The organism is Streptomyces sp. NPDC043812 (assembly GCF_056436245.1).
The window spans coordinates 369,080-394,772 of record NZ_JBWKCY010000004.1; the positions used below are offsets into that span (position 1 = coordinate 369,080).

18 protein-coding genes and 1 pseudogene are annotated in these 25,693 nt (G+C 68.1%); 12 read left to right on the top strand and 7 right to left on the bottom strand.

Annotation, left to right across the window (positions count from 1 at the left end; all coding sequences use genetic code 11):
- The first annotated feature begins 12 nt into the window (after nt 1-12).
- Nucleotides 13-1,491, top strand: coding sequence for an MFS transporter (locus AC067Z_RS08835; protein ID WP_478788769.1), 1,479 nt, complete (start codon nt 13-15; stop codon nt 1,489-1,491).
- Nucleotides 1,492-1,608: 117 nt separating this feature from the next.
- Here the strand turns inward: AC067Z_RS08835 and AC067Z_RS08840 are convergent, their stop codons facing one another.
- The gene (locus tag AC067Z_RS08840; RefSeq protein WP_478788770.1) at nt 1,609-2,058 is read right to left on the bottom strand and encodes an SPW repeat protein; all 450 of its coding nucleotides are present in this window, start codon (nt 2,056-2,058) and stop codon (nt 1,609-1,611) included.
- A 312-nt stretch (nt 2,059-2,370) separates the two neighbouring features.
- On the opposite strand from AC067Z_RS08840, the gene AC067Z_RS08845 reads away from it, so the two are divergent.
- From AC067Z_RS08845 to AC067Z_RS08860, 4 genes are all read left to right on the top strand, one after another.
- Nucleotides 2,371-3,357 (top strand): ABC transporter permease, encoded by a 987-nt coding sequence (locus tag AC067Z_RS08845; RefSeq protein WP_478788771.1) that lies wholly within the window; start codon nt 2,371-2,373, stop codon nt 3,355-3,357.
- Nucleotides 3,354-4,295, top strand: a complete 942-nt coding sequence (locus AC067Z_RS08850; RefSeq protein WP_478788772.1) for a carbohydrate ABC transporter permease — start codon at nt 3,354-3,356, stop codon at nt 4,293-4,295. The genes AC067Z_RS08845 and AC067Z_RS08850 overlap by 4 nt, the downstream gene beginning before the upstream one ends.
- Nucleotides 4,296-4,359: 64 nt before the next feature.
- A complete protein-coding gene (locus tag AC067Z_RS08855) occupies nt 4,360-6,012 on the top strand; it encodes a type 2 periplasmic-binding domain-containing protein (protein ID WP_478788773.1) in 1,653 nt (550 codons plus the stop codon).
- Between the two features lie 31 nt (nt 6,013-6,043).
- Nucleotides 6,044-7,234, top strand: a complete 1,191-nt coding sequence (locus AC067Z_RS08860) for a Gfo/Idh/MocA family protein (RefSeq protein ID WP_478788774.1) — start codon at nt 6,044-6,046, stop codon at nt 7,232-7,234.
- Nucleotides 7,235-7,380: 146 nt separating this feature from the next.
- Here the strand turns inward: AC067Z_RS08860 and AC067Z_RS08865 are convergent, their stop codons facing one another.
- The 3 genes from AC067Z_RS08865 to AC067Z_RS08875 all read right to left on the bottom strand — a co-directional run bounded on the left by AC067Z_RS08865 (nt 7,381) and on the right by AC067Z_RS08875 (nt 10,871).
- Nucleotides 7,381-8,196 carry a serine hydrolase gene (locus AC067Z_RS08865; RefSeq protein ID WP_478788775.1) on the bottom strand — a complete coding sequence of 272 codons (816 nt, stop codon included), beginning with the start codon at nt 8,194-8,196 and terminating at the stop codon, nt 7,381-7,383.
- A 730-nt stretch (nt 8,197-8,926) separates the two neighbouring features.
- On the bottom strand, nt 8,927-10,456 hold the full coding sequence (locus AC067Z_RS08870; protein WP_478788776.1) for a helix-turn-helix domain-containing protein: 1,530 nt from the start codon (nt 10,454-10,456) through the stop codon (nt 8,927-8,929).
- 49 nt (nt 10,457-10,505) lie between these two features.
- Nucleotides 10,506-10,871 (bottom strand): VOC family protein, encoded by a 366-nt coding sequence (locus tag AC067Z_RS08875; RefSeq protein ID WP_478788777.1) that lies wholly within the window; start codon nt 10,869-10,871, stop codon nt 10,506-10,508.
- Between the two features lie 118 nt (nt 10,872-10,989).
- On the opposite strand from AC067Z_RS08875, the gene AC067Z_RS08880 reads away from it, so the two are divergent.
- From AC067Z_RS08880 to AC067Z_RS08895, 4 genes and pseudogenes are all read left to right on the top strand, one after another.
- Nucleotides 10,990-11,574: a TetR/AcrR family transcriptional regulator gene (locus AC067Z_RS08880; protein WP_478788778.1), complete on the top strand. Its 585-nt coding sequence runs from the start codon at nt 10,990-10,992 to the stop codon at nt 11,572-11,574.
- A 66-nt stretch (nt 11,575-11,640) separates the two neighbouring features.
- Entirely contained in the window at nt 11,641-12,216 is a 576-nt protein-coding gene (locus AC067Z_RS08885) for a TetR/AcrR family transcriptional regulator (protein WP_478788823.1), read from the top strand.
- Nucleotides 12,217-12,341: 125 nt separating this feature from the next.
- Nucleotides 12,342-12,437: pseudogene (locus AC067Z_RS08890) on the top strand (NAD(P)H-dependent flavin oxidoreductase); the annotation flags it as partial.
- Nucleotides 12,438-12,684: 247 nt separating this feature from the next.
- Entirely contained in the window at nt 12,685-13,242 is a 558-nt protein-coding gene (locus tag AC067Z_RS08895) for an NAD(P)H-dependent flavin oxidoreductase (RefSeq protein WP_478788779.1), read from the top strand.
- A 230-nt stretch (nt 13,243-13,472) separates the two neighbouring features.
- On the opposite strand, the gene AC067Z_RS08900 is transcribed toward AC067Z_RS08895, so the two are convergent.
- On the bottom strand, nt 13,473-14,699 hold the full coding sequence (locus AC067Z_RS08900) for a DUF418 domain-containing protein (RefSeq protein ID WP_478788780.1): 1,227 nt from the start codon (nt 14,697-14,699) through the stop codon (nt 13,473-13,475).
- Between the two features lie 313 nt (nt 14,700-15,012).
- Between AC067Z_RS08900 and acnA the strand changes: the two genes are divergently transcribed.
- Both acnA and AC067Z_RS08910 read left to right on the top strand, forming a co-directional pair.
- Complete coding sequence (acnA, locus tag AC067Z_RS08905; protein WP_478788781.1) at nt 15,013-17,730, top strand: aconitate hydratase AcnA; 2,718 nt, start codon at nt 15,013-15,015, stop codon at nt 17,728-17,730.
- A gap of 169 nt (nt 17,731-17,899) precedes the next feature.
- Nucleotides 17,900-18,643: a PepSY domain-containing protein gene (locus tag AC067Z_RS08910; RefSeq protein WP_478788782.1), complete on the top strand. Its 744-nt coding sequence runs from the start codon at nt 17,900-17,902 to the stop codon at nt 18,641-18,643.
- A gap of 160 nt (nt 18,644-18,803) precedes the next feature.
- Here AC067Z_RS08910 and AC067Z_RS08915 read toward each other — a convergent pair whose 3' ends face one another.
- Together AC067Z_RS08915 and AC067Z_RS08920 are read right to left on the bottom strand one after the other, a co-directional pair.
- Complete coding sequence (locus tag AC067Z_RS08915; protein ID WP_478788783.1) at nt 18,804-19,742, bottom strand: FG-GAP repeat domain-containing protein; 939 nt, start codon at nt 19,740-19,742, stop codon at nt 18,804-18,806.
- 146 nt (nt 19,743-19,888) lie between these two features.
- On the bottom strand, nt 19,889-23,728 hold the full coding sequence (locus AC067Z_RS08920; RefSeq protein ID WP_478788784.1) for a GH92 family glycosyl hydrolase: 3,840 nt from the start codon (nt 23,726-23,728) through the stop codon (nt 19,889-19,891).
- A gap of 503 nt (nt 23,729-24,231) precedes the next feature.
- On the opposite strand from AC067Z_RS08920, the gene ngcE reads away from it, so the two are divergent.
- Nucleotides 24,232-25,674: an N-acetylglucosamine/diacetylchitobiose ABC transporter substrate-binding protein gene (gene ngcE, locus AC067Z_RS08925; protein ID WP_478788785.1), complete on the top strand. Its 1,443-nt coding sequence runs from the start codon at nt 24,232-24,234 to the stop codon at nt 25,672-25,674.
- The last annotated feature ends 19 nt before the right edge of the window (nt 25,675-25,693 follow it).

Here is a 25,693-nt window from a genome sequence, read left to right on the forward strand (position 1 = left end):
GGCGGGCACGGAATGGCCCTACTCGTCATCGCCTCCTGCCAGCTGATGGTGGTTCTCGACATCACCATCGTGAACATCGCACTGCCGCATATCCAGAGTTCGCTGGGTTTCTCCACCACGGCGCTGTCGTGGGTGGTCAACGCCTACACGCTCACCTTCGGCGGGCTCCTGCTCCTCGGCGGCCGGGCCGGCGACATCCTCGGCCGGCGCCGCGTCTTCATCTTCGGCATCCTGCTGTTCGTGCTCGCCTCGCTGCTCGGCGGGTTGGCGCAGAACGCCGGCCAGCTGCTCGCGGCCCGCGCGCTCCAGGGCGTCGGCGGCGCCATCGCCTCCCCGACCTCGCTCGCGCTGATCAGCACCACCTTCAAGGAAGGCCCGGAACGCAACCGGGCCTTCGGTGTGTTCGCTGCCGTCTCCGCGGGCGGCGGCGCGATCGGACTGCTGGCGGGCGGCATGCTCGTCGAATGGCTCGACTGGCGCTGGATCCTGTTCGTCAATGTGCCGATCGGGCTGTTGATTGCCCTGGCAGCTCCGCGCTACATCAAGGAGTCCGAGCGTCATCCCGGGAACTTCGACGTCCTCGGCGCGCTGACGTCCACCTTGGGCATGGTGGCGCTGGTCTACGGGTTCATCCGGGCCGCGCGGGACGGCTGGCGCGACGGGATCACCCTGGCGTCGTTCGCCGCCGCCGTGGTGCTGCTAGGCGCCTTCATCATGATCGAGCGGCGTTCGAAGCAGCCGATCACACCGTTGCACATGTTCGCCGACCGCAACCGCGCGGGCACGTACGGCATCATGCTCTGCCTCGCGGCCGCGATCTTCGGCATGTTCTTCTTCCTCACGCTCTTCGTCCAGAACGTGCTGGGCTTCAGCCCGTTGCAGGCCGGACTCGCCTTCCTGCCCGTCAGCGCGGTGATCGCCGTGGGGGCGGGGCTAGCCTCCCAACTGCTCCCGAAGTACGGGCCGAAGCCGTTCATGGTGACCGGCGCGCTGCTGGCGTGCGCCGGACTGTCCTGGCTCACCCTGACGGACATCCACTCGACCTACCTGGGCAGCATTCTGGGGCCGATGCTGGTGTTCAGCCTCGGGATGGGCATGCAGTTCGTCTCGCTCACGCTGATGGCCCTCTCCCGGGTGCCGGTCCAGGAGTCGGGCGCGGCGTCCGGACTGCTGAACACGACGCAGCAGGTGGGCGGTTCGCTCGGACTGTCCATCCTGGTCACCGTGTTCGGCACGGCAAGCACCAACGAGGCCGAGACCCAGGTCCCGGCCTTCCTGTCCCAGGCGACGCCAATGGAGCGGCTCCAGTTCGAGCGCACGGGCCAGCTCCCGCCCCCCTGGAGCGACGAGGTCCTGACCTCCGGCGTCTCCGCCGCCTTCGTCACCGCCGCGATCTTCACGGCCATCGCCGCGGTGATCGCGCTGCTCGCCATCCAGGTCCGCCCTGACGACCTGGAACGGCTCAAGGGCGGGGTGCCGCCGGGGCCTTGACTGCCTCCTGCTGCCCGCGCGTCCTGCTCCCCGCCCCTGACGAAGTCCGGACCACCGGCATGACGAAGGTCCCGGAACTCCCTTCGTCCCGGGACCTTCGCGCAGGGTGCGACAGGTTCAGCTCATCGCAGAGGGACCTATGCCCTGCCCGCGTCCGCTCCTGCCGCCGGCCGCCATGGCCAGACCGCAGAGCAGAGCGACCGCGCCGACGATCACGTTGTTGACGACGGTGCGAGTGGTGTCGACGTTCCCGGAGACGATCCACGGGGCGATGATCGTGAACACGCCTATGGCGCATCCCGCCCAGGCCATGGCGTGGGTGCGCTCGTACGCGGATCCGAAGCCGCCCATGCATGCCGCATAGGCGATACCGAGAATCAGGTTGGTCACCGCGAGAGCGGTCAGATTGCTGAATCCGGCTATCCACGGCGATGCCGCGAGATACACGCCGGTCAGCAGTGCCAGGGCTTCGACGGCCTGGGCGGCGGGGTTCGAGGTCGCGCGCTCGAAGCGGGACCTCATCTCGGCCAGGTCAGGGTGTTGATCGATGTCTGTACGGGTGGTCATGGTGGGCCGCCTCCTGGTCAGCACCTTATGTGTCCTTTATGTCCATGGAACGCCCGGGATGCCCCCCAGGTCAATGGCGAGTTTTCCCGAGGGTGGGCTTGATCGTTGCTGCTCGTTACCGACATCTAGTTTGTTCAAAAGTGCAAGTTCTGAATACTTGGCGAGCATCTCTTGTCGCGAGTGGGCACATTGTTGCAAGATTCACGAGCCCCGTGGTCGCTCACTGCGTCACTGCGCGCAATCCATCCCCCACCCTCGACGCTGGAGGTGACAGTGCCGGCCGCCGCGTCAGCTTCCTCGCCCCGCCCGGTCATGCCCCGCCCGCCCTCGCCGCCCGCAGGCGAACCGGGCACCGCGCATCCACCAACGGCGAAGCCCCGGGCACAGGCCGTACGGCGCCCCCTGCGGGAGCGCCTCCGGCGCGACCGGGTGCTCCTGCTGCTCTGTCTCCCCGGGATCCTGTACTTCGCGGTGTTCTTCTACCTGCCGCTGGCGGGCAACACCATCGCGTTCCAGGACTACCAGCCCTACCTGGGCTTCCAGGACAGCCCGTTCGTCGGCTGGGCCAACTTCACCGCGCTGCTCGAACAGCCCGAGTTCTGGTCGGCGGTATGGAACACCCTGGAGATCAGCGCCGTCCAGCTGATCCTGTACTTCCCCGCCCCCATCGCCCTCGCGCTGTTCCTCAACTCCCTGATCAGCAATGGGACCCGGCGGCTGATGCAGACCGTGGTCTACCTGCCGCACTTCCTGTCCTGGGTCGTGGTCGTCGGCATGTTCCAGCAGGTCTTCGGGGGCGCGGGCACGGTCAGCAGCCTGCTCAACGACAACGGCGTGCCGGTCGGCAACATCATGAACAACCCCGACACGTTCATCCTGCTGATCACTTCCCAGGCTGTCTGGAAGGACGCCGGCTGGGGCGCGATCATCTTCCTCGCCGCCATGGCCTCCATCGACAACTCTCTCTACGAGTCGGCCGCCATGGACGGTGCCGGATGGCTGCGCCGCATGTGGCACATCACCCTGCCCGGTATCCGGCCGGTGATGATCATGCTGCTGATCCTTCGCCTCGGCGACATCCTCTCCGTCGGCTTCGAGCAGATCCTGCTCCAGCGCGACGCGGTCGGCAGGGATGCGGCGGAAGTCCTCGACACCTACGTCTACTTCCACGGCGTCGTCGACGGGGACTGGGGGATGTCCACCGCCGCCGGGCTGATGAAGGGCGTCATCGGATTCATCCTGATCGTCCTCGCCAACAAGGCCGCCCACCGTCTCGGCGAGCAAGGGGTCTACCGATGAGCGCACCCTCGATATCCGCGTACCTGCGCCGCAACCGCCGCAACCGCCGCGTCGTCGCAGACCGGCCGGTCTGGATGGAGCAGCCCAGCCTGGCAGGTCAGGGCCTCAAGCTCGTGGTCATTGCTGCGATCATCGTCGCCGTCGGCTATCCCTTCCTGCTCGCCATCGGCACGAGTCTGGCGACCAAGGCCGAACTCGCCGCCAACGGCGGCTACGTGCTCTTCCCCGACCACCCGACTCTCGAGGCCTACCGCGTGGTCCTCTCCGGCGGCGTCATCACGCGAGCCGCGCTCGTGAGCGTGGGAGTGACCCTCGTCGGTACCGCACTGAGCCTGCTGTGCACGATCTGCCTCGCGTACGGGCTCTCCCGGCCCGGCACGTTCGCGGGCAAGCCGCTGCTGCTGATCGTCGTCGGGACCTTCCTCTTCACACCCGGCATCATCCCCAACTATCTGGTGGTCCAGGAGCTGGGTCTGCTCGACACCTACGGCGCCATGATCGCCCCGATCATGCTCAACGCCTTCAACATCATCGTGGTCCGGGCGTTCTTCCAGGGCATCCCCGACGAACTGCACGAGGCCGCCCGGCTCGACGGCGCCGGTGAACTGACGGTCCTGTGCCGGATCGTGCTGCCGCTGTCGAAGGCGGTGATCGCCGTCGTCGGCATGTTCTACGCGGTCACGTACTGGAACAGCTTCTTCAACGCGATGCTCTACATCAACGATCCCGACAAGCTGCCGCTGCAGGTCGTCCTGCGCTCGTACGTGCTGCAGGGCGACACGTTCAACGCCAAGGCGATGGGCGTGAGCGTGCTGCCGGCCACCACGGCGCTGTCGATGGCGGTGCTGATCCTCGCGGTGCTGCCGATCATCGCCGTCTATCCCTTCCTCCAGAAGTACTTCGTCAAGGGTGTGCTCACCGGCGCCATCAAGGCCTGACGCCCCAGCCCTCATCCGCTCCGTCGAACCCCCGGGTTCGAACAGCTCCGCCCGAAGGAGAGTCATGCCCTCTGTAGACCTCGACCGCCGTGGTTTCCTCGGTGCCGCCGGAGCCGTCGGCCTCACCGTCGCCGGCGCCGGTGCCCTCACCGCCTGCGGGTCCGGCGCCACCGGCGGCAGCGGCGGCGCGGAGGCGTCGGCCAAGCTCCGGCTGCCGACGTACGTGCCGGCCAAGGTCCCTGCGCCGGACCTCGCGGGCAACGCCCAAGGACTCGACCCCGCATATGTGCGCTACCCCAAGGACCTCGTCAGGAGCGTCGCCGAGATGCCCGGCGACGGGGAGCCGGTCACCTGTCTGACCGAGACCTTCACCACCGCCGCCCCGGCAATGAACCGCAACGCCTACTGGCAGGAGCTGAACAAGCGCCTCGGCTCCGAGCTGCGGATGACGATCGTCAACGGACTCGGCGCCGACGACGTCTACCGCGCGAAGTTCAACGCCACCATCGCCGGCGGCGAACTGCCGGACCTCATGTGGTTCCCGCCGAACCAGGGTCTGAAGAACGTGCCCGCCCTCCTGGAGGCGAAGTTCCACGACCTGACCCCGTATCTCTCGGGCGACGCCGTGAAGAAGTACCCGAACCTGGCGAACATCCCCGACTTCGCCTGGCGCACCGCCGTCCTCAACGGCAAGATCTGGGGACTCGCCGTCCCCTACGGCCGCCACGGCCAGGTCTATGTGGCCAACGAGGACTTCTGGAAGCCGGTCGGCGGCGTGCAGTTCGCCGACGCCCAGGACTTCTTCGACAAGGCCAAGGAGCTCCTCGACACCAAGCGGAAGAAGTACGTCCTGGAGCCGGCGTACGTGAACCACATCAACCAGTTCGCCATGTGGCACGGCGCGCCCAACAAGTGGAGCCTGGACGGTGGCAGGCTCACCCACCTCTTCGAGACCGACGAGTTCTTCGCCGGCATCGAGTTCGCCCTCCGGTGCCAGAAGGCGCAGCTCTTCTGGCCGGACCCCAACCTGCCCACCACGCTGGAGAAGATGGAGGGAGGCTTCCTCGGCCTCCACGTCCAGTCCTTCCCCGGCTTCCTCAACGACAGCAGCATGTACGACTGGCCCGCGAAGGTCGTCGTCCCCTTCGCCGCCGAGAAGGGCATGACGCCCAGCTACTCCTACGGCTACGGCTCGGTCGGCTTCACCGCCATCAACAAGCAGGTGGGCAAGGACCGCATGGAGACGCTGCTGAAGATCATGAACTACCTCAGTGCCCCGTTCGGCAGCGAGGAGCGGCTCTTCCTGGACAACGGCCTGGAGGGTACCCACCACACCCGGTCCAGGGACGGCGATGTGGTGCTGAACACCAAGGGCAACGCCGAGGTCCTCACCACCCGGCAGGCGATCACCTTCTTCGGCAACGGCCCGCAGACGCTGTACCTGCCCGGCAAGCCGGACGTCACCCGGTCCGTCCACGCCACCGAGATCGAGCTGATGAAGATCGGCCGGACCGACCCGACGAACGGATTCTTCTCCAACACCTTCGCGAACAAGGGCGCTTCCTCGTCCGACAGCCTGTACACCGCGGTCAAGGACATCGTGGCCGGCCGCAAGCCGCTGTCCTCGTACAAGTCGGAGGTCCTGCCCAAGTGGCGGCGGGAGGCCGGTGACGCGATGCGCCGCGAGTACGAGCAGACCATCGCCGCGAGCAAGTAGCCCCCGCCCCTACCAGAACAGGATTCCCCTCGTGGAAGACCTCCGTATCGGAGTCATCGGCCTCGGCCTGCGAAGGAACCTGGCGACCGCCGCCCACCGACCCGGCCAGGGTTCGGTGGTGGTGGCCGTCGCCGAGACGGACCCTGCCGTCCGCGCCCAGGTGCCCGAGCTGTACGCGGGTGCGGTCGCGGTGGAGGACCACCGCCGGCTGCTGGACGACGGCACCGTCGACGCCGTGATCGTCGCCACCCCCGACGACACGCACGAGGCCATCGCCTGCGACGCACTGAAAGCGGGCAAGGCGGTCTATGTCGAGAAGCCGCTCGGTATCACCGTCGAGCAGTGCGACGCCATCCTGCGCACCGCCCACGAGACCGGCACCCGGCTGTATGTCGGCCACAACATGCGGCACATGGGCGTCGTCCGGCTGATGCGGGACATCATCGCCCGGGGCGACATCGGCGAGCCGAAGACCGTGTGGGTGCGGCACTTCGTCTCGTACGGCGGTGACTACTACTTCAAGGACTGGCACGCCGACCGGCGCCGCACCACCGGGCTGCTGCTGCAGAAGGCGGCCCACGACATCGACGTGGTGCACTGGCTGGCGGGCGGCTACACCCGGCGCGTCAACGCGCTGGGCGACCTGATGGTCTACGGCGACCTTCCGCGCCGTGCGCCGGACACGCCGCGGCCCGAGGGCTGGCTGCGCGAGTTCGACTGGCCGCCCACCGCCCGCAGGGACCTGCACCACATCGTCGACGTCGAGGACGTCTCGGTGATGAACATGCAGCTGGACAACGGGGTGATCGCCGCCTACCAGCAATGCCACTTCAGCCCGGACTACTTCCGCAACTACACGGTCATCGGCACCGAGGGCCGGCTGGAGAACTTCGGCGACCGGCCGGGGGACGAGGTACGGGTGTGGAACACCGGACCGTCCGCGTACCGCGCGGACGCCGATGTCGTCCACCGCGTCCCCGAGGCGAAGGGATCCCACGGCGGCGCCGACGGACGCATCGTCGAGGAGTTCTGCCGCTTCGTCCGCGTGGGCGGCCTCACCGACACGTCACCGGTCGCGGCCCGGATGAGCGTGGCCGCGGGAGCGATGGCGACCCGCTCGCTGCGCGAGGGCGGCACGCCGTACGAGGTGCCGCCGCTGGACCCCGAGCTGGTGCGGTACTTCGCCACGGGGCAGGGAGCAGAAGGCCAACGGCTGGGGTGACGCGCGAGGGCCCGTACCGGCGCACTGCCGGTACGGGCCCTCAACCAGTCACCCGCCTGTCGGCCGGCGGCTCCCATGTCCGTTGATGTACCGGAAGTCCCGGAGACGTCCCCAGGACTCCGATGCTCGAGCGGCGCCCGCCCCCGTCACCGGCCGGCGGACAGATCCCGGTGGACGGCCTTCGCCACCCCCTCGATCGTGTCCATGCCGTACTCCCATCCCACATCCGGATGCTCGTCCTCGGGGACCCGGTTGTTCTCGGTGAGGACCACCAGGCCGTAGTCGTAGGCGCCGCCGGTGAACGCGCTCATGCTGTGGACCTTCCAGTCCCCGCGGTCCCAGGGGTTCAGGAGGTTCTTGTCGGAACGCTGAAGCCATCCGTTCTTCACCTGGACGGCGGCGTCCGAGGGCGCCCCGGCGGGCGCTCCCCACCGCTGATCGTCCTGTACGTTCCGCATGAGTCCGAGGATGTAGGCGCGCTCTTCCTCGTCCAGGACGGCATCGTCCTCGCCGGTGAGCAGTTGGAGCAGGGTGGCCTGGTCTCTGGCGGTGACCTGCGTCAGGCCCATGAGGTTGGCTGCGTCGATGGTGGTGTTCGACATTCCGGCCTCGTCCAGAAAATGCCGGATGCCGTCAGGGCCGACGGTGTCCCACAACACGTATGTCGAGTCGTTGTCCGAATTCTCGATCATCTTCCTGGCGAGGTCCTGCTCCTCTTCCGCCAATTCCCCGCCTCTTGCGTGGAGCAGCGCGCCGAGGACGATCGGCTTGACGATGCTCGCCGAGTCGTAGTGCTTGTCGACGCGGTACGAGCAGGAAGTGTGCGTGGTCCGGTCGTACAACACGATCGAGGCGCGACTGGCGCGACCGGCCAGGGACCGGGCTATGTCGCGGGTCAGGGCGTGGGCGAGCCGGGGTTCCTCGGAGGCGCATTCGATGAGCCCGTCCCTGAGCCGCTGCATGGCGGTTTCCGATTTCCCTGTCCGACGGGACCCCGCGGGAGCATGGGCCGGCGCCGAGGCTGCCACGTCACGGTCGGCCGATGCCGGAGGCGGAGCCGACTGTGGGGAGGGGTCCCGAGAGGGTGCCGGGGCGGCTATGGCAAACGCGAGGGAGACGGCGATGGCAATCGTCCCCCAGGTCACTTTCGACGTCGTCTCACTGAGCATCGGCTCGTTGCCCTTTCGGCTGTCCGCCTGCCTCTGCGAAATTCGGCAGGCAGGGAAATGCGGAGCCTTCCGGCACCCGCGAATTCGACGCTACAAGTGGGCGATGCGCCCGGCCTGTTCGGTCGGCCGATAGGTCTACGCGGGCATGTGCACAGCGGCTGATGAAGTGAAGGACGGGCGGCCGAACGGGTTTTCCTCGCAGGAACGGCGAGAGGCGGGCGACGGACGTTCGGCGGTGCCGCACGGGGACCGCCTCGCAGTCGGGCAGGCGCTCGGTGGTCCGGTTGCAGATCGTGATCTTCACGTCCGGTGTGACCGGAACGGATGACTCGACGCGTGAGCTGTCCGCGGTGGTGCTCGGCGGCATCCGCCGCCCCCCACTGCCCCGGCTCGCTCCAGGGCGTCCTGGCCGGCCCCGGGCGAAAGGCCGCCGGCCGTGTCATCGCCCTTGGCGGAAGACACGGCCGACGGCCCACAGACGGCCCAGGGAGGAGAAAAGGCTGCCTCCTGACCTGGGGATGCGTCAGATGTCGCGGAAGATCTCGATCTGCGCGCCCACCGTGTTCAGCCGCTCCGCCAGTTCCTCGTAGCCGCGGTTGATGACGTACACGTTGCGCAGCACGGACGTGCCCTCCGCCGCCATCATCGCGAGCAGGACCACCACGGCCGGGCGGAGTGCCGGCGGGCACATCATCTCGGCCGCGCGCCAACGGGTCGGGCCCTCGACCAGGACGCGGTGCGGGTCGAGCAGCTGGAGGCGGCCGCCCAGTCGGTTGAGGTCCGTGAGATAGATCGCGCGGTTGTCGTAGACCCAGTCGTGGATCAGCGTCTGGCCCTGGGCGACCGCCGCGATCGCCGCGAAGAACGGCACGTTGTCGATGTTCAGGCCGGGGAAAGGCATCGGGTGGATCTTGTCGATCGGCGCTTGAAGCTTGGAAGGCCGTACGGTCAGGTCCACCAGGCGGGTCCGCCCGTTGTCCGCCGCGTACTCGCCGGAGCGGTCGTGGTCGAGGCCCATCTCCTCCAGGACCGCCAGCTCGATCTCCAGGAACTCGATCGGGACCCGGCGGATCGTCAGTTCCGATTCGGTCACCACCGCGGCGGCGATGAGGCTCATCGCCTCGACCGGGTCCTCGGACGGGGAGTAGTCGACGTCCACGTCGATGTTCGGCATGCCGTGCACCGTGAGTGTCGTGGTGCCGATGCCCTCGACCTTGACGCCCAGCGCCTCCAGGAAGAAGCACAGGTCCTGGACCATGTAGTTGGAGGAGGCGTTGCGGATGACGGTCACGCCGTCGTGGCGTGCGGCAGCCAGCAGCGCGTTCTCGGTCACGGTGTCACCGCGTTCGGTCAGGACGATCGGCCGCTCCGGCGAGACCGAACGGTCCACCTGTGCGTGGTAGATGCCCTCCGTCGCGGTGATGTCCAGGCCGAACCGGCGCAGGGCGATCATGTGCGGTTCGATGGTCCGCGTACCGAGGTCGCAGCCACCGGCGTACGGCAGGCGGAAGTGGTCCATCCGGTGCAGCAGCGGCCCGAGGAACATGATGATCGAGCGGGTGCGGCGCGCTGCCGCCGCGTCCATCGAGTCCAGGTCGAGATCGGCGGGCGGCACGATCTCCAGATCCATGCCCTCGTTGATCCAGCGGGTGCGCACGCCGATCGAGTTGAGCACCTCGAGCAGACGGAAGACCTCTTCGATACGGGCCACGCGCCGCAGGACCGTACGGCCCTTGTTGAGCAGGGAGCCGCAAAGCAGCGCCACGCACGCGTTCTTGCTCGTCTTGACGTCGATGGAGCCGGACAGCCGGCGTCCGCCGACGACACGCAGATGCATGGGGCCGGCGTATCCGAGAGAGACGATTTCACTGTCGAGCGCCTCGCCGATACGGGCGATCATCTCAAGGCTGATGTTCTGGTTGCCGCGCTCGATGCGGTTGACGGCGCTCTGGCTGGTGCTGAGCGCTTCGGCGAGCTGACTCTGTGTCCATCCGCGATGCTGACGGGCGTCACGGATGAGCTTGCCGATGCGTACGAGGTAATCGTCTGCCATGGCTGGAGGTTATCTCACATATGAGATGCCCTCGGCCGTGGGTAGGCCATCAGAGTGACGACGGCGGGAGGCTGTGGGCGGTCGGGTGCCGGGGTTCGTAGAGGGGGAGTTCGGCCCCGCTCGGCATCCGCACCCGTGCCAGAACGCCCCACCCTTGGTCGCTCGGTGGCCCGGAGACCTCGACGCCGCGCGCGGTGAGGTCCGCGAGTGTGCGGTCGAGGTCGTCGCACATCAGATAGAACTCGTGCTTCGGTGTGTCGCCGGTCGGATGGACAGCCACCTCGGCGGGTGGCAGCCGGAAGATGAGCCAGCCGCCTCCGGCGTCGACGTGGTCGAAGCCGAGGACATCCCTGAGGAAGGCCCGGTCGGCATCGGCGTCGTTCGTGTGAAGGATCACATGTGCGCCACTGAACATGCCTCGATGCTCGGTGCGCGGCGGGGGCCGGGCAACAGCAGCGCCGCCGTACGGCCCCGGGGTGCGCTCCGCAGGCGTGTGTAGACGGTGTCTGTCGGCGACTGGTAGACAGGGGCGCATGAGTGATGCAGTGGCTGGTCTGCGGGCCCGGTTGATCGCCACCGGGGTCGACCTCGTGGCCAGTGAGGGCGTCCAGGCGCTGACGCTGCGTGAGATCGCGCGCCGGGCCGGGGTGTCGCACGGCGCGCCGCGCCGGTACTTCGCGACCCACCTGGAGCTGCTCTCCGCCATCGCGCACGAGGGCTTCGACACGATGACGGCCGATATCGCGGCCGCCGCAGGCGACGCGGAGCGGGAGCCGCGTGAGCGGATCAGGGCACTCGCTCGGGCCTACGTCGGTTTTGCGCAGGCCAACCGCGGCATGTACGAGCTGATGTTCCGCCACGATCTACTGGAAAGCGGACATCTGGGACTGCGGGCGACGAGCCTGCCGCTCTTCGACGTGCTCGTCGATCTCGTCGCCCGTGCGCGGCCGCAGTCCGGTGCCGAGCCCTGGGCCGTCGCAGGCGCGTTCTGGGCGAACCTCCACGGGATCGTGCAGCTGTGGGCGTGGGGGAGCCTGCGACTCGCGACCGGGACGGAGGACGTCGAATCCCTGCTGTCCGCCGCGCTCGACGCGCACCTCGGGCCCGACGGGCGCTGAGCGGCCGGCCGGGCCGAAACCTCCGGTACCTACACTTTCCGCATGGCCACGTCCCCGACCACGCCCATGACCACGTCGGAACGCCTCATCGAGAGCACCCGGGAGCTCCTGTGGGAGCGTGGCTACGTGGGCACCAGCCCCAAGGCGATCCTCCGGCGCGCGGGCGCGGGGCAGGGCAGCATGTACCACCACTTCAGCGGCAAGCAGGAGTTGGCGCTCGCCGCCATCACGCGCACCGCGCAGGAGATGCGGGCCGCGGCCGAGGAGCAGTTCGCCGCGCCGGGGACGGCGCTCGAGCGGGTCGGTGCCTATCTGCGGCGGGAGCGTGACGTCCTCAAGGGCTGCCCGGTGGGGCGGTTGACCCAGGATCCGGACGTGATGGCGGACCCCGTGCTGCGGGCTCCGGTCGACGAGACGTTCGCCTGGCTGCGGGGGCGGCTGGCGCAGGTGCTCGCGGAAGGGTGCGAGCGCGGTGAACTGAGCGCGGCCCTGAGTCCGCAGGACACCGCGTCGGCCGTGGTCGCCGTGGTGCAGGGCGGCTATGTGCTGGCGCGGGCCGCCGGTTCGGCCGAGCCCTTCGAGCAGTCCGTGGCCGGTGTGCTGGCGCTGCTGGACGGGCAGGTTGTCACGCGCCCCCGGTGAGGCGGCGCCGGCCGTTCGCTGTGTGATGCCCGGTACGTCGGTGAGGGGCGATGATGTCCGCCATGGCGTTGACAACGGCGTTCACCAAGCTGTTCGGGGTGCGGCATCCGATTGCGCTGGCGCCGATGGGCGGATCGGCCGGCGGTGCACTGGCGGCGGCCGTCTCTCGCGGCGGCGGGTTCGGGATGCTGGGCGCAGGCAACGGCGACCCCGAGTGGCTGGCCCGCGAACTGCCGCTCCTCGCGGACACGGCCGGGAAGCCGTGGGGTGTCGGATTTCTGATCTGGGCGATCGATGTGCACGCGGTCGACCGTGTGCTGGAGCACAAGCCCCGGGCGGTGATGCTGTCGTTCGGCGACCCGAGCCTGTTCGCCGAGCGTATCCGCGCAGCGGGCGCGGCACTGATCATTCAGGTCACCGATCTGGACGAGGCCCCCCCAGGCGGTGGACCTGGGCGCCGATGTCATCGTGGCGCAGGGTACGGAGAGCGGTGGGCACGGCGCTCGGAACGGGCGGTCCACGTTGCCGTTCGTGCCGGTCGTCGTGGACCTGGCGGAACCGGTGCCCGTGCTCGCGGCCGGCGGGATCGCCGACGGGCGCGGTGTGGCCGCGGCCCTGGCCCTGGGCGCCGCCGGGGCACTCATCGGCACCCGCTTCCAGGCCACGCACGAGGCACTCGTCGACCCCGCGGCCCTCAACGCGATCCTGGCCGGGCGTGGGCAGGACACCGAACGCAACCGGGTGCTGGACATCGCCCGAGGCTCCGCGTGGCCTTCCCGCTACACCGCCCGCACCCTCGGCCACCCCTTCCTCGACCGATGGCGGGACCGGGAGGCCGAACTCGCCGCCGACCGTCATGCCCGGCACGACTACCGCGATGCCGTGGCGCGAGGCGATGTCCCTCCGCTTCCGGTGTGGGCCGGCGAGGCCGTCGACCTCATCAACGACCTGCCGTCCGCCACCGACCTCGTCGGCGCTCTCGCCGAGCAGGCGGAGAAAGCACTGGCCCGAGCCGGCAGGCAGTGAGACAGGACAAGGGGCGGCAGCCTTCACCGTGAAGCCGGCAGCCTGCACGTCGAGACGACGTGCCGCAGCGTCGCGATGCGGTTCCTACGTCGTCGCTCGGGCCTGCCCGCGCTGCGGATCGCTCCTGTCATCGGCAGGATGCAACGGGCTCGAGCCAGAGGTGTTCCTCGGCTGACATCAGCCGACGCGAGCGAGGGATGCCCCCCGAGGTGGTCAGTCCGCAGCCTGCGTCATGGGATCAGACGCGCGGGCATCGTGAGCGCATGCATCAGGTACTCCAGGGGCCCGCGCCGGAAGAACCGGGTCCACACGAGAGCGAAGAGCATGGCCCCCGCGGCGAACCAGAGGAAGACCGGCAACGCGGCGGAGCCCGGCAGGTCGCCGGTGCCCAGCACTTTGATGACGAGGATGTGGCCGACGTACGCGGTCAGCGCGATCGATCCGACCGCGCTGACGGGCGTGGCGACCCACCGCAGACGCGCCGAGCGGCTGGTGCCGATGAGACAGGCGGCCAGCACCGCCAGGGCCACGCCGGTGTTGCTCAGGATGGACAGCGTCGTCTGGCTGTGCGGGGAGGCCACGAGGAGCCAGGCCGGCATACCGGAGGCGGGGTCCTCGCCCACGGCGTCGGACCACCAGCCCGATGCCGCGGTCCCGGTGTTGGAGGCTTCTCGCACCCCCTCCAGCGCCCCCGGAACAAGGTGCAGAGCCAGCCATGATCCGCCGTACCCGATGACGGCCAGGACTCCACCGAGCAGTCCCACCCTGCCCACGACGCCGGGCCGCCGAAGGTCGAGTTTGGCCACGGCCATCCCGGTGACGATGAACGGCAGCCAGGTCAGGACCGGGTACGTGCCGGTGACGAACAGTTCGATGATCCCGTCCGAAGCGGTGACGCGGGCCAGCGGGTCGTGGGCGATGACGGTGTCCGGCCAGTTTCCGTTGTCGACGGCTGCTCGCAGCAGATACAGCACGTGGGGCATGACGAGTGCCGATGCCGCGGCGGTGGCGCCCAGGGTTGCTGCCCTCAGCCGGTACAGCGGAAGGGCCAGGACGAACAGGACGCCGTAGTAGGAAAGGATCACGGCGACATTGGTGTCGAGGGCGGTGAGGGCGTAGCCCAGAGCGATGAGGAGGAAGGAGCGGATCAGTACTCTGCCCACCGCCTGTCGCCCTGCCCGCCCGGTTCTCGGCTGCGGCCTGCCGGTGAGGATGACCAGCGAGAAGCCGGCCAGCACGGCGAAGAGAGTCGCCGAGCGCCCACGGGCTGCCTCCATCGCCCAGCCCACGGCGCCGCCCACCGACGGATCAGGACCGACATGTGCGGTGTACATGCCCAGAATCGCCAGACCCCGGGCCAGATCCAGACCGACCAGCCGTCCTGTCGACGACGTATGAGGCGGCCCGGCCGACGCAGGTGTTTCGGGTGCGATGCCTGGCGATGCGTCGCGCCTCATGTATTCCACGGTCAAGGGAATCGGCGGGTTCCACCATCCGGCATCGCCTGGGCAGCGGCCACAACGGATGAGCCGGGCGCAGAAAGCACCGGGCCCGAGCCGGCAGGCAGTGAGACAGGACAACGGGTGTCCGGGCATGACCCCGCAGCGGTCATGTACTAGAGTTATCTCGACATCGAGATATCTGCCGAAGGCGTACCGCAAGCCGCCAGTCGGTAAGGGTTGCCTAACTAAGCCTTACCTTAGCGGATCGGCGAGGAGCCGTGGCGGCAGCATGGGACGTAGTACGCGCACATTGATGAAGGAGACTGTCGTGTCGGCGAACAGCTTCGACGCCCGCAGCACGCTGCGCGTGGGCGACGAGTCGTACGAGATCTTCAGGCTGGACAAGGTCGAGGGCTCCGCGCGCCTCCCCTACAGCCTCAAGGTCCTCCTGGAGAACCTCCTCCGCACCGAGGACGGCGCGAACATCACCGCCGACCACATCCGGGCGCTCGGGAGCTGGGACTCGCAGGCCCAGCCCAGCCAGGAGATCCAGTTCACGCCGGCCCGCGTGATCATGCAGGACTTCACCGGTGTTCCCTGTGTCGTCGACCTCGCCACCATGCGTGAGGCCGTCAAGGAGCTCGGCGGCGACCCGGCGAAGATCAACCCGCTGGCCCCGGCAGAGCTGGTCATCGACCACTCCGTCATCGCGGACAAGTTCGGCACGGCGGACGCCTTCGGCCAGAACGTCGAGCTGGAGTACGGCCGCAACAAGGAGCGCTACCAGTTCCTGCGCTGGGGCCAGACCGCCTTCGACGAGTTCAAGGTCGTCCCGCCCGGCACCGGCATCGTCCACCAGGTGAACATCGAGCACCTGGCCCGCACCGTCATGGTCCGAGGCGGCCAGGCGTACCCCGACACCCTCGTCGGCACCGACTCCCACACCACCATGGTCAACGGCCTCGGTGTGCTCGGCTGGGGCGTCGGCGGTATCGAGGCCGAGGCCGCCATGCTCGGCCAGCCGGTCTCCATGCTCATCCCGCGCGTCGTCGGCTTCAAGCTGACCGGTGAGCTCAAGCCCGGCACCACCGCCACCGACCTGGTGCTCACGATCACCGAGATGCTGCGCAAGCACGGCGTCGTCGGCAAGTTCGTCGAGTTCTACGGTGAGGGTGTGGCGGCGACGAGCCTCGCCAACCGCGCCACCATCGGCAACATGTCGCCGGAGTTCGGCTCCACCGCCGCGATCTTCCCGATCGACGGCGAGACCCTGAAGTACCTCAAGCTGACCGGCCGCAGCGAGCAGCAGGTCGCCCTCGTCGAGGCGTACGCCAAGGAGCAGGGCCTCTGGCTCGACCCGGCGGCCGAGCCCGACTTCTCCGAGAAGCTGGAGCTCGACCTCTCCACGGTCGTCCCCTCCATCGCCGGCCCGAAGCGCCCGCAGGACCGCATCGTCCTCGCGAACGCCGCCCAGCAGTTCGCACAGGACGTGCGCAACTACGTGGACACCGTTGACGAGGCGGGCAAGGAGTCCTTCCCGGCCTCCGACTCCCCGGCCAACACTCCGAACGGCGCCCCGTCGAAGCCGGTCACCGTGACCGCCCCCGACGGGTCCACCTACGAGATCGACCACGGCGCCGTCACCGTCGCCGCGATCACCTCCTGCACCAACACCTCGAACCCGTACGTCATGGTCGCCGCCGCGCTCGTCGCGAAGAAGGCCGTGGAGAAGGGCCTGACCCGCAAGCCGTGGGTCAAGACCACCCTCGCCCCGGGCTCGAAGGTCGTCACCGACTACTTCGACAAGGCGGGCCTGACCCCGTACCTCGACAAGGTCGGCTTCAACCTGGTCGGTTACGGCTGCACCACCTGCATCGGCAACTCCGGCCCGCTGCCGGAGGAGGTCTCCAAGGCCGTCAACGACCACGACCTCGCCGTCACCTCGGTCCTCTCCGGCAACCGGAACTTCGAGGGCCGCATCAACCCCGACGTCAAGATGAACTACCTGGCATCCCCGCCGCTGGTCGTCGCGTACGCCCTCGCCGGTTCGATGAAGGTGGACATCACCAAGGACGCGCTCGGCATCGACACCGAGGGCAAGCCGGTCTACCTGCAGGACATCTGGCCGACCGAGGCCGAGGTCAACGACGTCGTCGCCAACGCCATCGGCGAGGACATGTTCAACAAGTCCTACGCCGACGTCTTCGCGGGCGACGCCCAGTGGCAGGCGCTGGCGATCCCCACCGGCAACACCTTCGAGTGGGACCCGCAGTCGACCTACGTGCGCAAGCCCCCTTATTTCGAGGGCATGACGATGGAGACCACCCCGGTCTCCGACATCGCCGGTGCGCGCGTGCTGGCCAAGCTGGGCGACTCGGTCACCACCGACCACATCTCCCCGGCCGGTGCCATCAAGGCCGACACCCCGGCCGGCAAGTACCTCACGGAGCACGGCGTCGAGCGCCGTGACTTCAACAGCTACGGTTCGCGCCGCGGCAACCACGAGGTCATGATCCGCGGCACGTTCGCCAACATCCGTCTGCGCAACCAGATCGCGCCCGGCACGGAGGGCGGCTACACCCGCGACTTCACGCAGGCCGACGGCCCGGTGTCGTTCATCTACGACGCCTCGCAGAACTACCAGGCCGCGGGCACCCCGCTCGTCATCCTGGCGGGCAAGGAGTACGGCTCCGGTTCGTCCCGCGACTGGGCGGCCAAGGGCACCGCGCTCCTCGGCGTCAAGGCCGTCATCGCCGAGTCGTACGAGCGCATCCACCGCTCGAACCTGATCGGCATGGGTGTCCTGCCCCTGCAGTTCCCGGAGGGCGCTTCCGCCGAGGCGCTGGGTCTGACCGGCGAGGAGACCTTCTCCTTCACCGGCGTGACCGAGCTCAACGACGGCACCACGCCGCGCACGGTCAAGGTCACCACCGACTCCGGTGTGGAGTTCGACGCGGTCGTCCGCATCGACACCCCCGGTGAGGCGGACTACTACCGCAACGGCGGCATCATGCAGTACGTGCTGCGCAACCTGATCCGCGGCTGACGCCTGCGGAACGACGCGAAGGGGCCGCATCCCGGTGACGGGATGCGGCCCCTTCGGCGTGGCCGGCAGCACGCGGCGGGCCGCCCGACCGGCTGAGCGGTCCGGTCGATCGAGTGACGCTGCGCGGTGGACAACATCTCCGGTTCCTCGAAGGGCAAGTCATGCGTGCATGAGACTCCAACCCCGACGAACGAACAGCCCCTTCCCGCGTGCGCGGAACCTCAAGGTGGCGGGTGCGCTCTTCGTGCTCGCCGCGGCCGTCCTGGTGACGGGATGCGGCCGGAACGCGGAGAGCGCGACGAGCACGCCCACGACCGAGGCCGCGAAAGCCGTTCCGCAGAGCACCACGACGCCGACGGCCACCGGAAAGCTGACACAGAAGCAGCAGCAGCGCAAGCAGGTGCTGGAGGCCACCGAGATCACCTTCGACAAGGCCGCCGCGACGGCGGTCGGCGAGGTGTCCGGGGGCACGCTGATCGACCTGCACCTGGAAGGCGTGGACGACGAGGACCAGGACAGCGAGACGGTCAGCCCGTCGGCGACGGCCGGCTCGGGAACCGGCAGCCCGGTGTGGTTCGCCGAAGTGGCCGAGAAGGACGGCACGGTCCACGTCGTACGGAGTGACGCGGTCACCGGGAAGGTGCTCGAATCCAGCCCGGAATCCGGTCAGGACGCCGAGGACAAGCAGGAGACGGCCCGGCTGGTCGCCGGGGCCTCCCAGACCGCCCAGCAGGCGGCCAAGGCCGCCACCCAGCGGAAGCAGGGAACGGTCACCGCGGCCGACCTGCACGAGAACGAGACCAACGACATCGTCTGGGCGGTCGACGTGATCGACTCCTACTGGAGTAAGACCGACTTCGAGGTGAACGCCGACAACGGCACGATCATCCACGAGGACACCGACGACGACTGACCGCCTGCCGGCGCGGGCTGACGACAGGCGCGGACGGTATTCCTGAGGCCCGCCGGGAACACAGGAGTTCACTCCTCCGAACGACGACAGGGCCGCACTCCCGGAAGGGGAGCGCGGCCCTGCCGCATGGGCGCCCTCAGAACATCGGGCGACACCTGCCTCAGAACATCAGGCGGTAGGTGTTCCAGCCACTGTTGCCGATCTTCACGCGCGGCTTGAAGGGGGACGCGGCGTTGCCCGTGCCCTTGTAGAGCCACAGCGCGCCCGCGGTGTCACGGGCGATCAGGTCCGTCTTGCCGTCGATGTCGATGTCGCCGACGGAGACGAGCTTGTTGAAGAGGTTCCAGCCGCCGCCGATCTTCGTGCGGGCGGCGAACGGCGCCGTGTGGCTGCCGGTGCCCTTGTAGAGCCACAGCACGCCGGCGGTGTCACGGGCGACGATGTCGGCCTTGCCGTCGCCGGTCAGATCGCCCTTGCCGGTGATCTGGTTGAACGTGTTCCAGCCGCTGCCGACCTTCTTGCGGGCCGTCAGCTTGCCGTCGCCGTAGCCCAGGTAGATCCACAGGACACCGGCCGAGTCACGGGCGATCAGGTCGTCGGCCGCCGCACCGGCGAGGTTGCCCGGCGAGACGAACTGGTTGTAGATGCCCCAGCCGTTGCCGACATGGATCGGGTCACCGCCGAACTTGGCGTAGTACATGCCGCCGGCGCTGTTGATCTCCCAGATGCCGTCGGCGCTGCCGTCGGAGTCGTGGTCCACCTGCGTGCCGTGCTTGATGATGTCCCAGCCGTAGCCCAGGAGCTGACGGCTGTCGAGACCGCCTGTGCCATTCGGGCCGTAACCGTACAGATCACCCGCGCCGTTGACGCCGTACAGGCCGTTCACCGGGGCATCGGCGGCAACGTCCTGCGCGCCGAAGGCGGAGCTGCCCTTCGTGGGCGCGCCGGTCGCGTCCTGCGCCGCCGCGGACGGCGCGGGCTTGTCGGCGGCGGACGCGGTACCCGCGACCGTGCCGGTGACGAGCAGGGCCGCGGCAGTTGCCGCGGCAGCGAGACGGGCACGTGCCCGGCCGCGCTTGAGGCCAGAAAGTTCGGCCACGTAGTTCTCCAAACGGGAAGGTAGACAGAACGTGGCTCGCCTCGCGAGGCGAGGCGAGCCACGGTTTCACCTTAATCCTTCCATACGGCCTTCACACATGAATTCGATTGTGGGGCGGAGGTGTGCTCCCGAGGGAACACCCCTCCCTAGCCGAGCAGTTCGACCTCGGCGAGCGTCCCCGAGCCGACGGCCACCAGCCGGTAGTGCGCGTACGCGCCGGGCGTGTCGACCGTGAATGCCCTGGTCTGCCTGTCCCAGGCGAACGACTGACCCGAGCGCTTGTCCAGATCGGTCCACGCCTTGCCGTCGGCAGACCCCTGCAGGACCCAGCCCGCCGGGGCCTTGTCCTTCGCGGCCGAGGTCAGGGTGTACTGCACCGCGCGGGTGCCGGAGGCCACCGGCAGTTCGACGGACGTGAACTCGGCGGACGTGCCCGAGGTGTTGTCGAACAGCGGACCCGAGCCCGTGATCGTGTCGTGACGCGGTGCGGGAACCTTGTCGTCCTGCGTGATGGAGACGGGTGCGGCGTTCTTGCCCGACCCCCACGCGGACGGCTTCGAGCCCATCGAGAACTCGAGCGTGCCGCCCTTGGCGACGATCTCGTGCGGCAGGGACGTGGAGTTCCACTTCTTGCCGTTGACCTTCAGGCCCTGGACGTAGATGTTCTTCGCGCTGTTCTTCGGGGCCTTCACCACCAGCTCGCGCCCGTTGTCGAGGTGCACGGTCGCCTTGGTGAACAGCGGGGAGCCGATGGCGTACTCGCCGCTGCCCATCACGAGCGGGTAGAAGCCGAGCGCGGAGAAGAGGTACCAGGCCGACTGCTCCCCGTTGTCCTCGTCGCCGTGGTAGCCCTGCCCTATCTCGCTGCCGGTGTAGAGGCGCGAGAGCACCTCGCGCACCTTCTCCTGCGTCTTCCACGGCTGCGAAGCCGCGTTGTACATGTAGGTGGCGTGATGGGCGACCTGGTTGGAGTGGCCGTACATGCCCATCCGCACGTCGCGTGCCTCGGTCATCTCATGGATGACGGAGCCGTACGATCCGACGAACTCCGGCGAGGCGGTCTCCGGCGTGGCGAAGTAGGTGTCGAGCTTCCCGCCGAGCGCCGAGCGGCCCCCGTACAGGTTCGCGAGACCCCGGCTGTCCTGGGGCGCCGTGAAGGCGTATCCCCAGCCGTTCGTCTCGGTGTAGTCGTAACCCCACACCCGCGGGTCGTACTGGTCCGACGGAACCCGCCAGTCGCCCTTGAGGTTGCGGCCCTGGAAGAAGCCGGCCTTCGTGTCGAAGAGCGTGACGTAGTTGCGCGCCCGGTTGAGGAAGTACTCCGACTCCTCCTTGTAGCGGGCCTTCTTCGTCTTCTTGTACAGCGCCTTGCCCATCTCGGCGATGCCGTAGTCGTTGAGGTAGCCCTCCAACGACCAGGACAGGCCCTCATGGGTGGAGGTGGAGGCGTAGCCGAGGAACGGCGAGGTCTCCATGCCCTTGCGGCCCACACCCGACGACGGCGGGACGACGGACGCGTTCTTCAGCGCCGCGTCGTACGCGGCCTCGGCGTCGAAGCCGACTCCCTTGACGTACGCGTCGGCGAAGGCGACGTCCGAGCTGGTGCCCGTCATCAGGTCCGCGTAGCCGGGCGAGGACCACCGTGAGATCCAGCCGCCGTCCTTGTACTGCTGGACGAAGCCGTCCACCAGTTCGCCGGCCTTCTTCGGGGTGAGGAAGGAGTACGCGGGCCAGGTCGTGCGGTAGGTGTCCCAGAAGCCGTTGTTGACGTACACCTTGCCGTCGACGATCTTCGCGCCGGTACGGGTCGGGGTGTCGGGGCCGGTCATCGGCGAGAACGGGCTCGCGTACTGGTGCTTCGGGCGGGACGTGGTGCCCGTGTTCTCGAAACCGGAGTTCGGGTACAGGTACAGGCGGTAGAGGCTGGAGTACAGCGTGGTCAGCTGGTCGCGGGTGGCGCCCTCGACCTCGAGCTTCCCCAGCAGCTCGTCCCACGCGTCCTGCGCCTTGTCGCGCACGCGCTCGAAGCGGGTGCCCGCCGGGATCTCGTCGGCCAGGTTCTTCTTCGCCTGGTCGATGCCGATCAGCGAGGTGGCGATGCGCAGATTGACGGTGCGGTCCTTGCCCGCGTCGAAGCGGAGTCGACCGCTGACGCCGTCCGCGGCCGAGTCGGTGACCGGCGCGTCGAAGACGCCGTACACGAACAGCCGGGTGGCGCCGGTGGACAGACCGCTCTTGACGTCGGAGTAGCCGGTGAAGGAGCGCGTCTTGGGATCGAGGGTGAGCCCGCCCTCCTTGGTGACGTTGTCGAAGATCACGCTCGCGTCGTCACCGGGGTAGGTGAAGCGCATCATCGCCGCGTGATCGGTCGGCGTCATCTCGGCCTTGAGGCCGTTCTCGAACGTGACGCCGTAGTAGTGCGGACGGGCCGTCTCGTTGTCGTGCTTGAAGGGCAGTGCCCGGGCGGTGCGCGAGGTGTCCGGGGTGCCGGCGGCGGCCGACGGCATCACCTGGAAGGTCTGCCGGTCGCCCATCCAGGGGCTCGGCTCATGGCTGGTGCTGAAGGCCTGCACGGTCGGCAGGTTGTCCCCGTTGTTGCCGCGGGCGTACTCGTACAGCCAGCTCTTGGACTCGGCGTTGGTCACCGGGGTCCAGAAGTTGAAGCCGTGCGGGACGGCCGTGGCGGGGAAGGTGTTGCCACGGGAGAACGAGCCGCTGGAGTTGGTTCCGCGGGTCGTCGAGGCGTAGTCCGAGAGATGGGCGAGCCGCTTCTCGGGCGCCTTGGGCCCGATCGTGACGTCGTCGAGCCAGCCCTGGAACTTCCCCGGCCCCTTGGGGGCGTCGTACGCCACCAGCACCCGGTCGACCGTCTTGCCGGCGGCCACCGTGCCGATGCCGGAGGCGACGGCGTTCCACTGGTTGACGTACAGCCGCTTCGCGGCGCCCTGGCCCTCGGGGGTCAGCAGTCCGCCGTGCGAGTCGACGGCCTTCAGATCGCTCAGGTAGGTGCCGTCGGTGAAGGCGAGGTCCACCGAGACGTTGGTGGCGGGGTAGTTGAGGTCCGTCTCCGCCATGGCCGGGAAGATCTTGTACGACAGTTCGGTGTCGCGGCGCACGGCCACATCGACGTCGAAGACCTTGTTGTACGAATAGGCCCGGCCGTCCGGCTGGTGCGTGCCCGCGTACTTCAGCGCGCGCTTGCCGGTGAAGCCGGCCCCGGCCTTGGCGGTGGGGGAGCCGCTGGGGCCGCGGTCGATCTGGGTGCGCATGTCGTCGGGAACGGGGGTGGAGGTGTCCCCGTTCGAGAACTGGACGTCGGCCAGCTGGGTGGCGTCGGAGGCACCGTTGTTCTTGGTGATCTCCAGCCGGTAGTGCGCGTAGGCGGTCACCTCGGAGGGCGCGCCTATGTCGTACGTCCTGGTCTCGAAGCGCTTGGCGAACGTCTCGTCCGTGCGGGTGTCCAGCACGGTCCAGGTCTTGCCGTCGGCCGAGCCCTTGAGCGTCCAGTCCCTGGGGTCGCGCTCGGCGTGGTCGTTGGCGGACGTCATCGCGTAGGTGGCGACCTTGACCGGTGCGTCGGTGTCGAACTCGATCCACGCCGTGGGCTCGAATCCCAGCCATTTGCTGCTCGGCAGCAGATCGACCAGGTTCTCCTTGGTCTCGCCGCCGCCGCCGTTCTCGTCGCTGGCGCGCAGTTCGATCACCTTGTCGGTGACATTGCCCGGAATTCCGCTGGAGAAGCCGCCATCGACACCCGATGCCCGCTTCTTGCCGTCGGCACCGACTTCCACGGTATTGCGCCAATCGGGCTGCGCTTCGTCCGCTTCGAAGGATGACGCGAATTCCCGGTCCGCCGCGTTCGGTTGTCCGGGCTGCGAGGGGAGGGCGACGGCGGCCGAGGGAGCCGTCAACACGAGGAGTGAGGCGCTCACCGCCAGGGTGACCGCGTGGATTTGTCGTTGCCGGGGTCGGGGTCTGGGCTGCATCCCGGGTCATTCCTCCAGGGGAAGGGCGCATGGACAACGTTGTCAGGCGCAAAGCGCAGGATCCAGTAGGGAGGTAAGTGTCGTACGGTGTCAAGGGTGTTGGCGGTGGAGCCGGTCGGAATGAGGCATTCCGCGAATAATGCGGTGGCCGTATGGGTGCACACGGGGCTGATGTATCCGCGAGGTCTCAACTCGGGAAAGACTGCCGTCCAACCTTGCATTCGATCTTGCTCACCTGGCGGGAAGTGGACTATACCTGTCGGCGTCCGCAAAGCAGTTCCACAAGGGTGCGGGCAGGGGGGACGGCGACGGTCGGTGCACACTGACCGGCAGTCGTTGAATCGTCCGTTCCCGCTGCCGGCCGTGAGCACAACCCGAGCTTCACTGGGTTTCCCTTCGGGAGGGCCCAGCAACTGACCGCGGTGGCGGGGCCCTTCGCCTGAGGTGAGACGGACGGGCGACCGGCCTACCGCCTGAGTCCTGATGAAGGCGAGGACTTGAGCATGGGATCCACCTCCGCCCACGAAAACAATGAGGGCCTCAGCCGTCGAAATCTGATCAAGCGGTCGGCCGCCCTCGGTCTGATTGCCGTGCCGACCATGAGTTTCCTGTCCGCGTGCGCGAGCAGCGGCAGCGGTGACGACCAGGAGAAGCAGAAGGGCGAGGTGACGAAGAGCAACCCGTTCGGCGTCACCAAGGGCGGCACCCTTGACGTTGTCATCTTCAAGGGCGGCTTCGGCGACCAGTACGCCATCGAGTGGGAAAAGCTCTACAAGGCCACGTGGGGCCCGCAGATCAGCCACCTGGGCACCCAGGAGATCACCGGCAAGCTCCAGCCCCGCTTCAACGCGGGCAACCCGCCGGACGTCGTCGACAACTCCGGTGCGCAGCAGATCAAGCTCGACGTGCTGCACAAGAATGCGCAGCTGGCCGACCTCACGGAGCTCCTCGACGCGCCTTCGGTCGACGACCCGGACAAGAAGGTCAAGGACGTCCTGATCCCCGGCACCGCCGACAAGGGCTTCATCGGCGGCAAGATGCACTCCCTCAACTACGTCTACACCGTCTGGGGAGTCTGGTACTCGGGCAAGCTCTTCAAGGAGAAGGGCTGGGAGGTCCCGAAGACCTGGGACGCCTTCCTGGAGATCATGCAGGATGCCAAGAAGGCCGGCATCGGCGGCCTCGCCCACCAGGGCAAGCACCCGTACTACATCAACGTCATGATCATGGACCTGATCGCCAAGACCGGTGGTCTGGACGCGATGAAGGCGATCGACAACCTCGACCCCAAGGCGTTCGTCGGCAGTGACGTCGCCAAGCAGTCCATCGAGGCGATCTACGAGATCGTCGACAAGGGCCTGCTCATGCCGGGCACCAACTCCCTCGACCACATCGAGTCGCAGACGGCGTGGAACGAGGGCAAGGCGGTCTTCATCCCCTCCGGCTCGTGGCTGGAGAACGAGCAGCTGAAGCAGACACCGGCCGACTTCGACATGAAGTTCCTGCCGATGCCGCTGCTGCCCGACAGCAAGCTGCCCTTCGAGGCGATCCGGGCCGGTGCCGGTGAGCCGTTCATCGTCCCGGAGAAGGCCAAGAACAAGGCCGGTGGCATGGAGTTCCTGCGGATGATGCTGTCGAAGGAGTGGTCGACGAAGTTCGCCCAGGAGGCCAACTCGCTGACCATCCTGCAGGACGGTGTCGACAAGGGTGTCAGCCTGCGCCCCGGCACCAAGTCGGCCATCGAGGCCGTCGACGCCTGTCCCGTCGAGCAGCGGTTCGACTACTTCTACATCAACTGGTACAGCGAGATGGACGAGTCCATCCGCACCGCGTCCGCCGAGCTGATGGCCAAGCGTATTCAGCCGAACGAATGGCTCAAGCGGGCGCAGGCCGCGGTCGACAAGGCGGCCAAGGACCCGGCGAGCAAGAACAACAAGCGTCCGTAGCCGAGGTCGGGAAACCAGG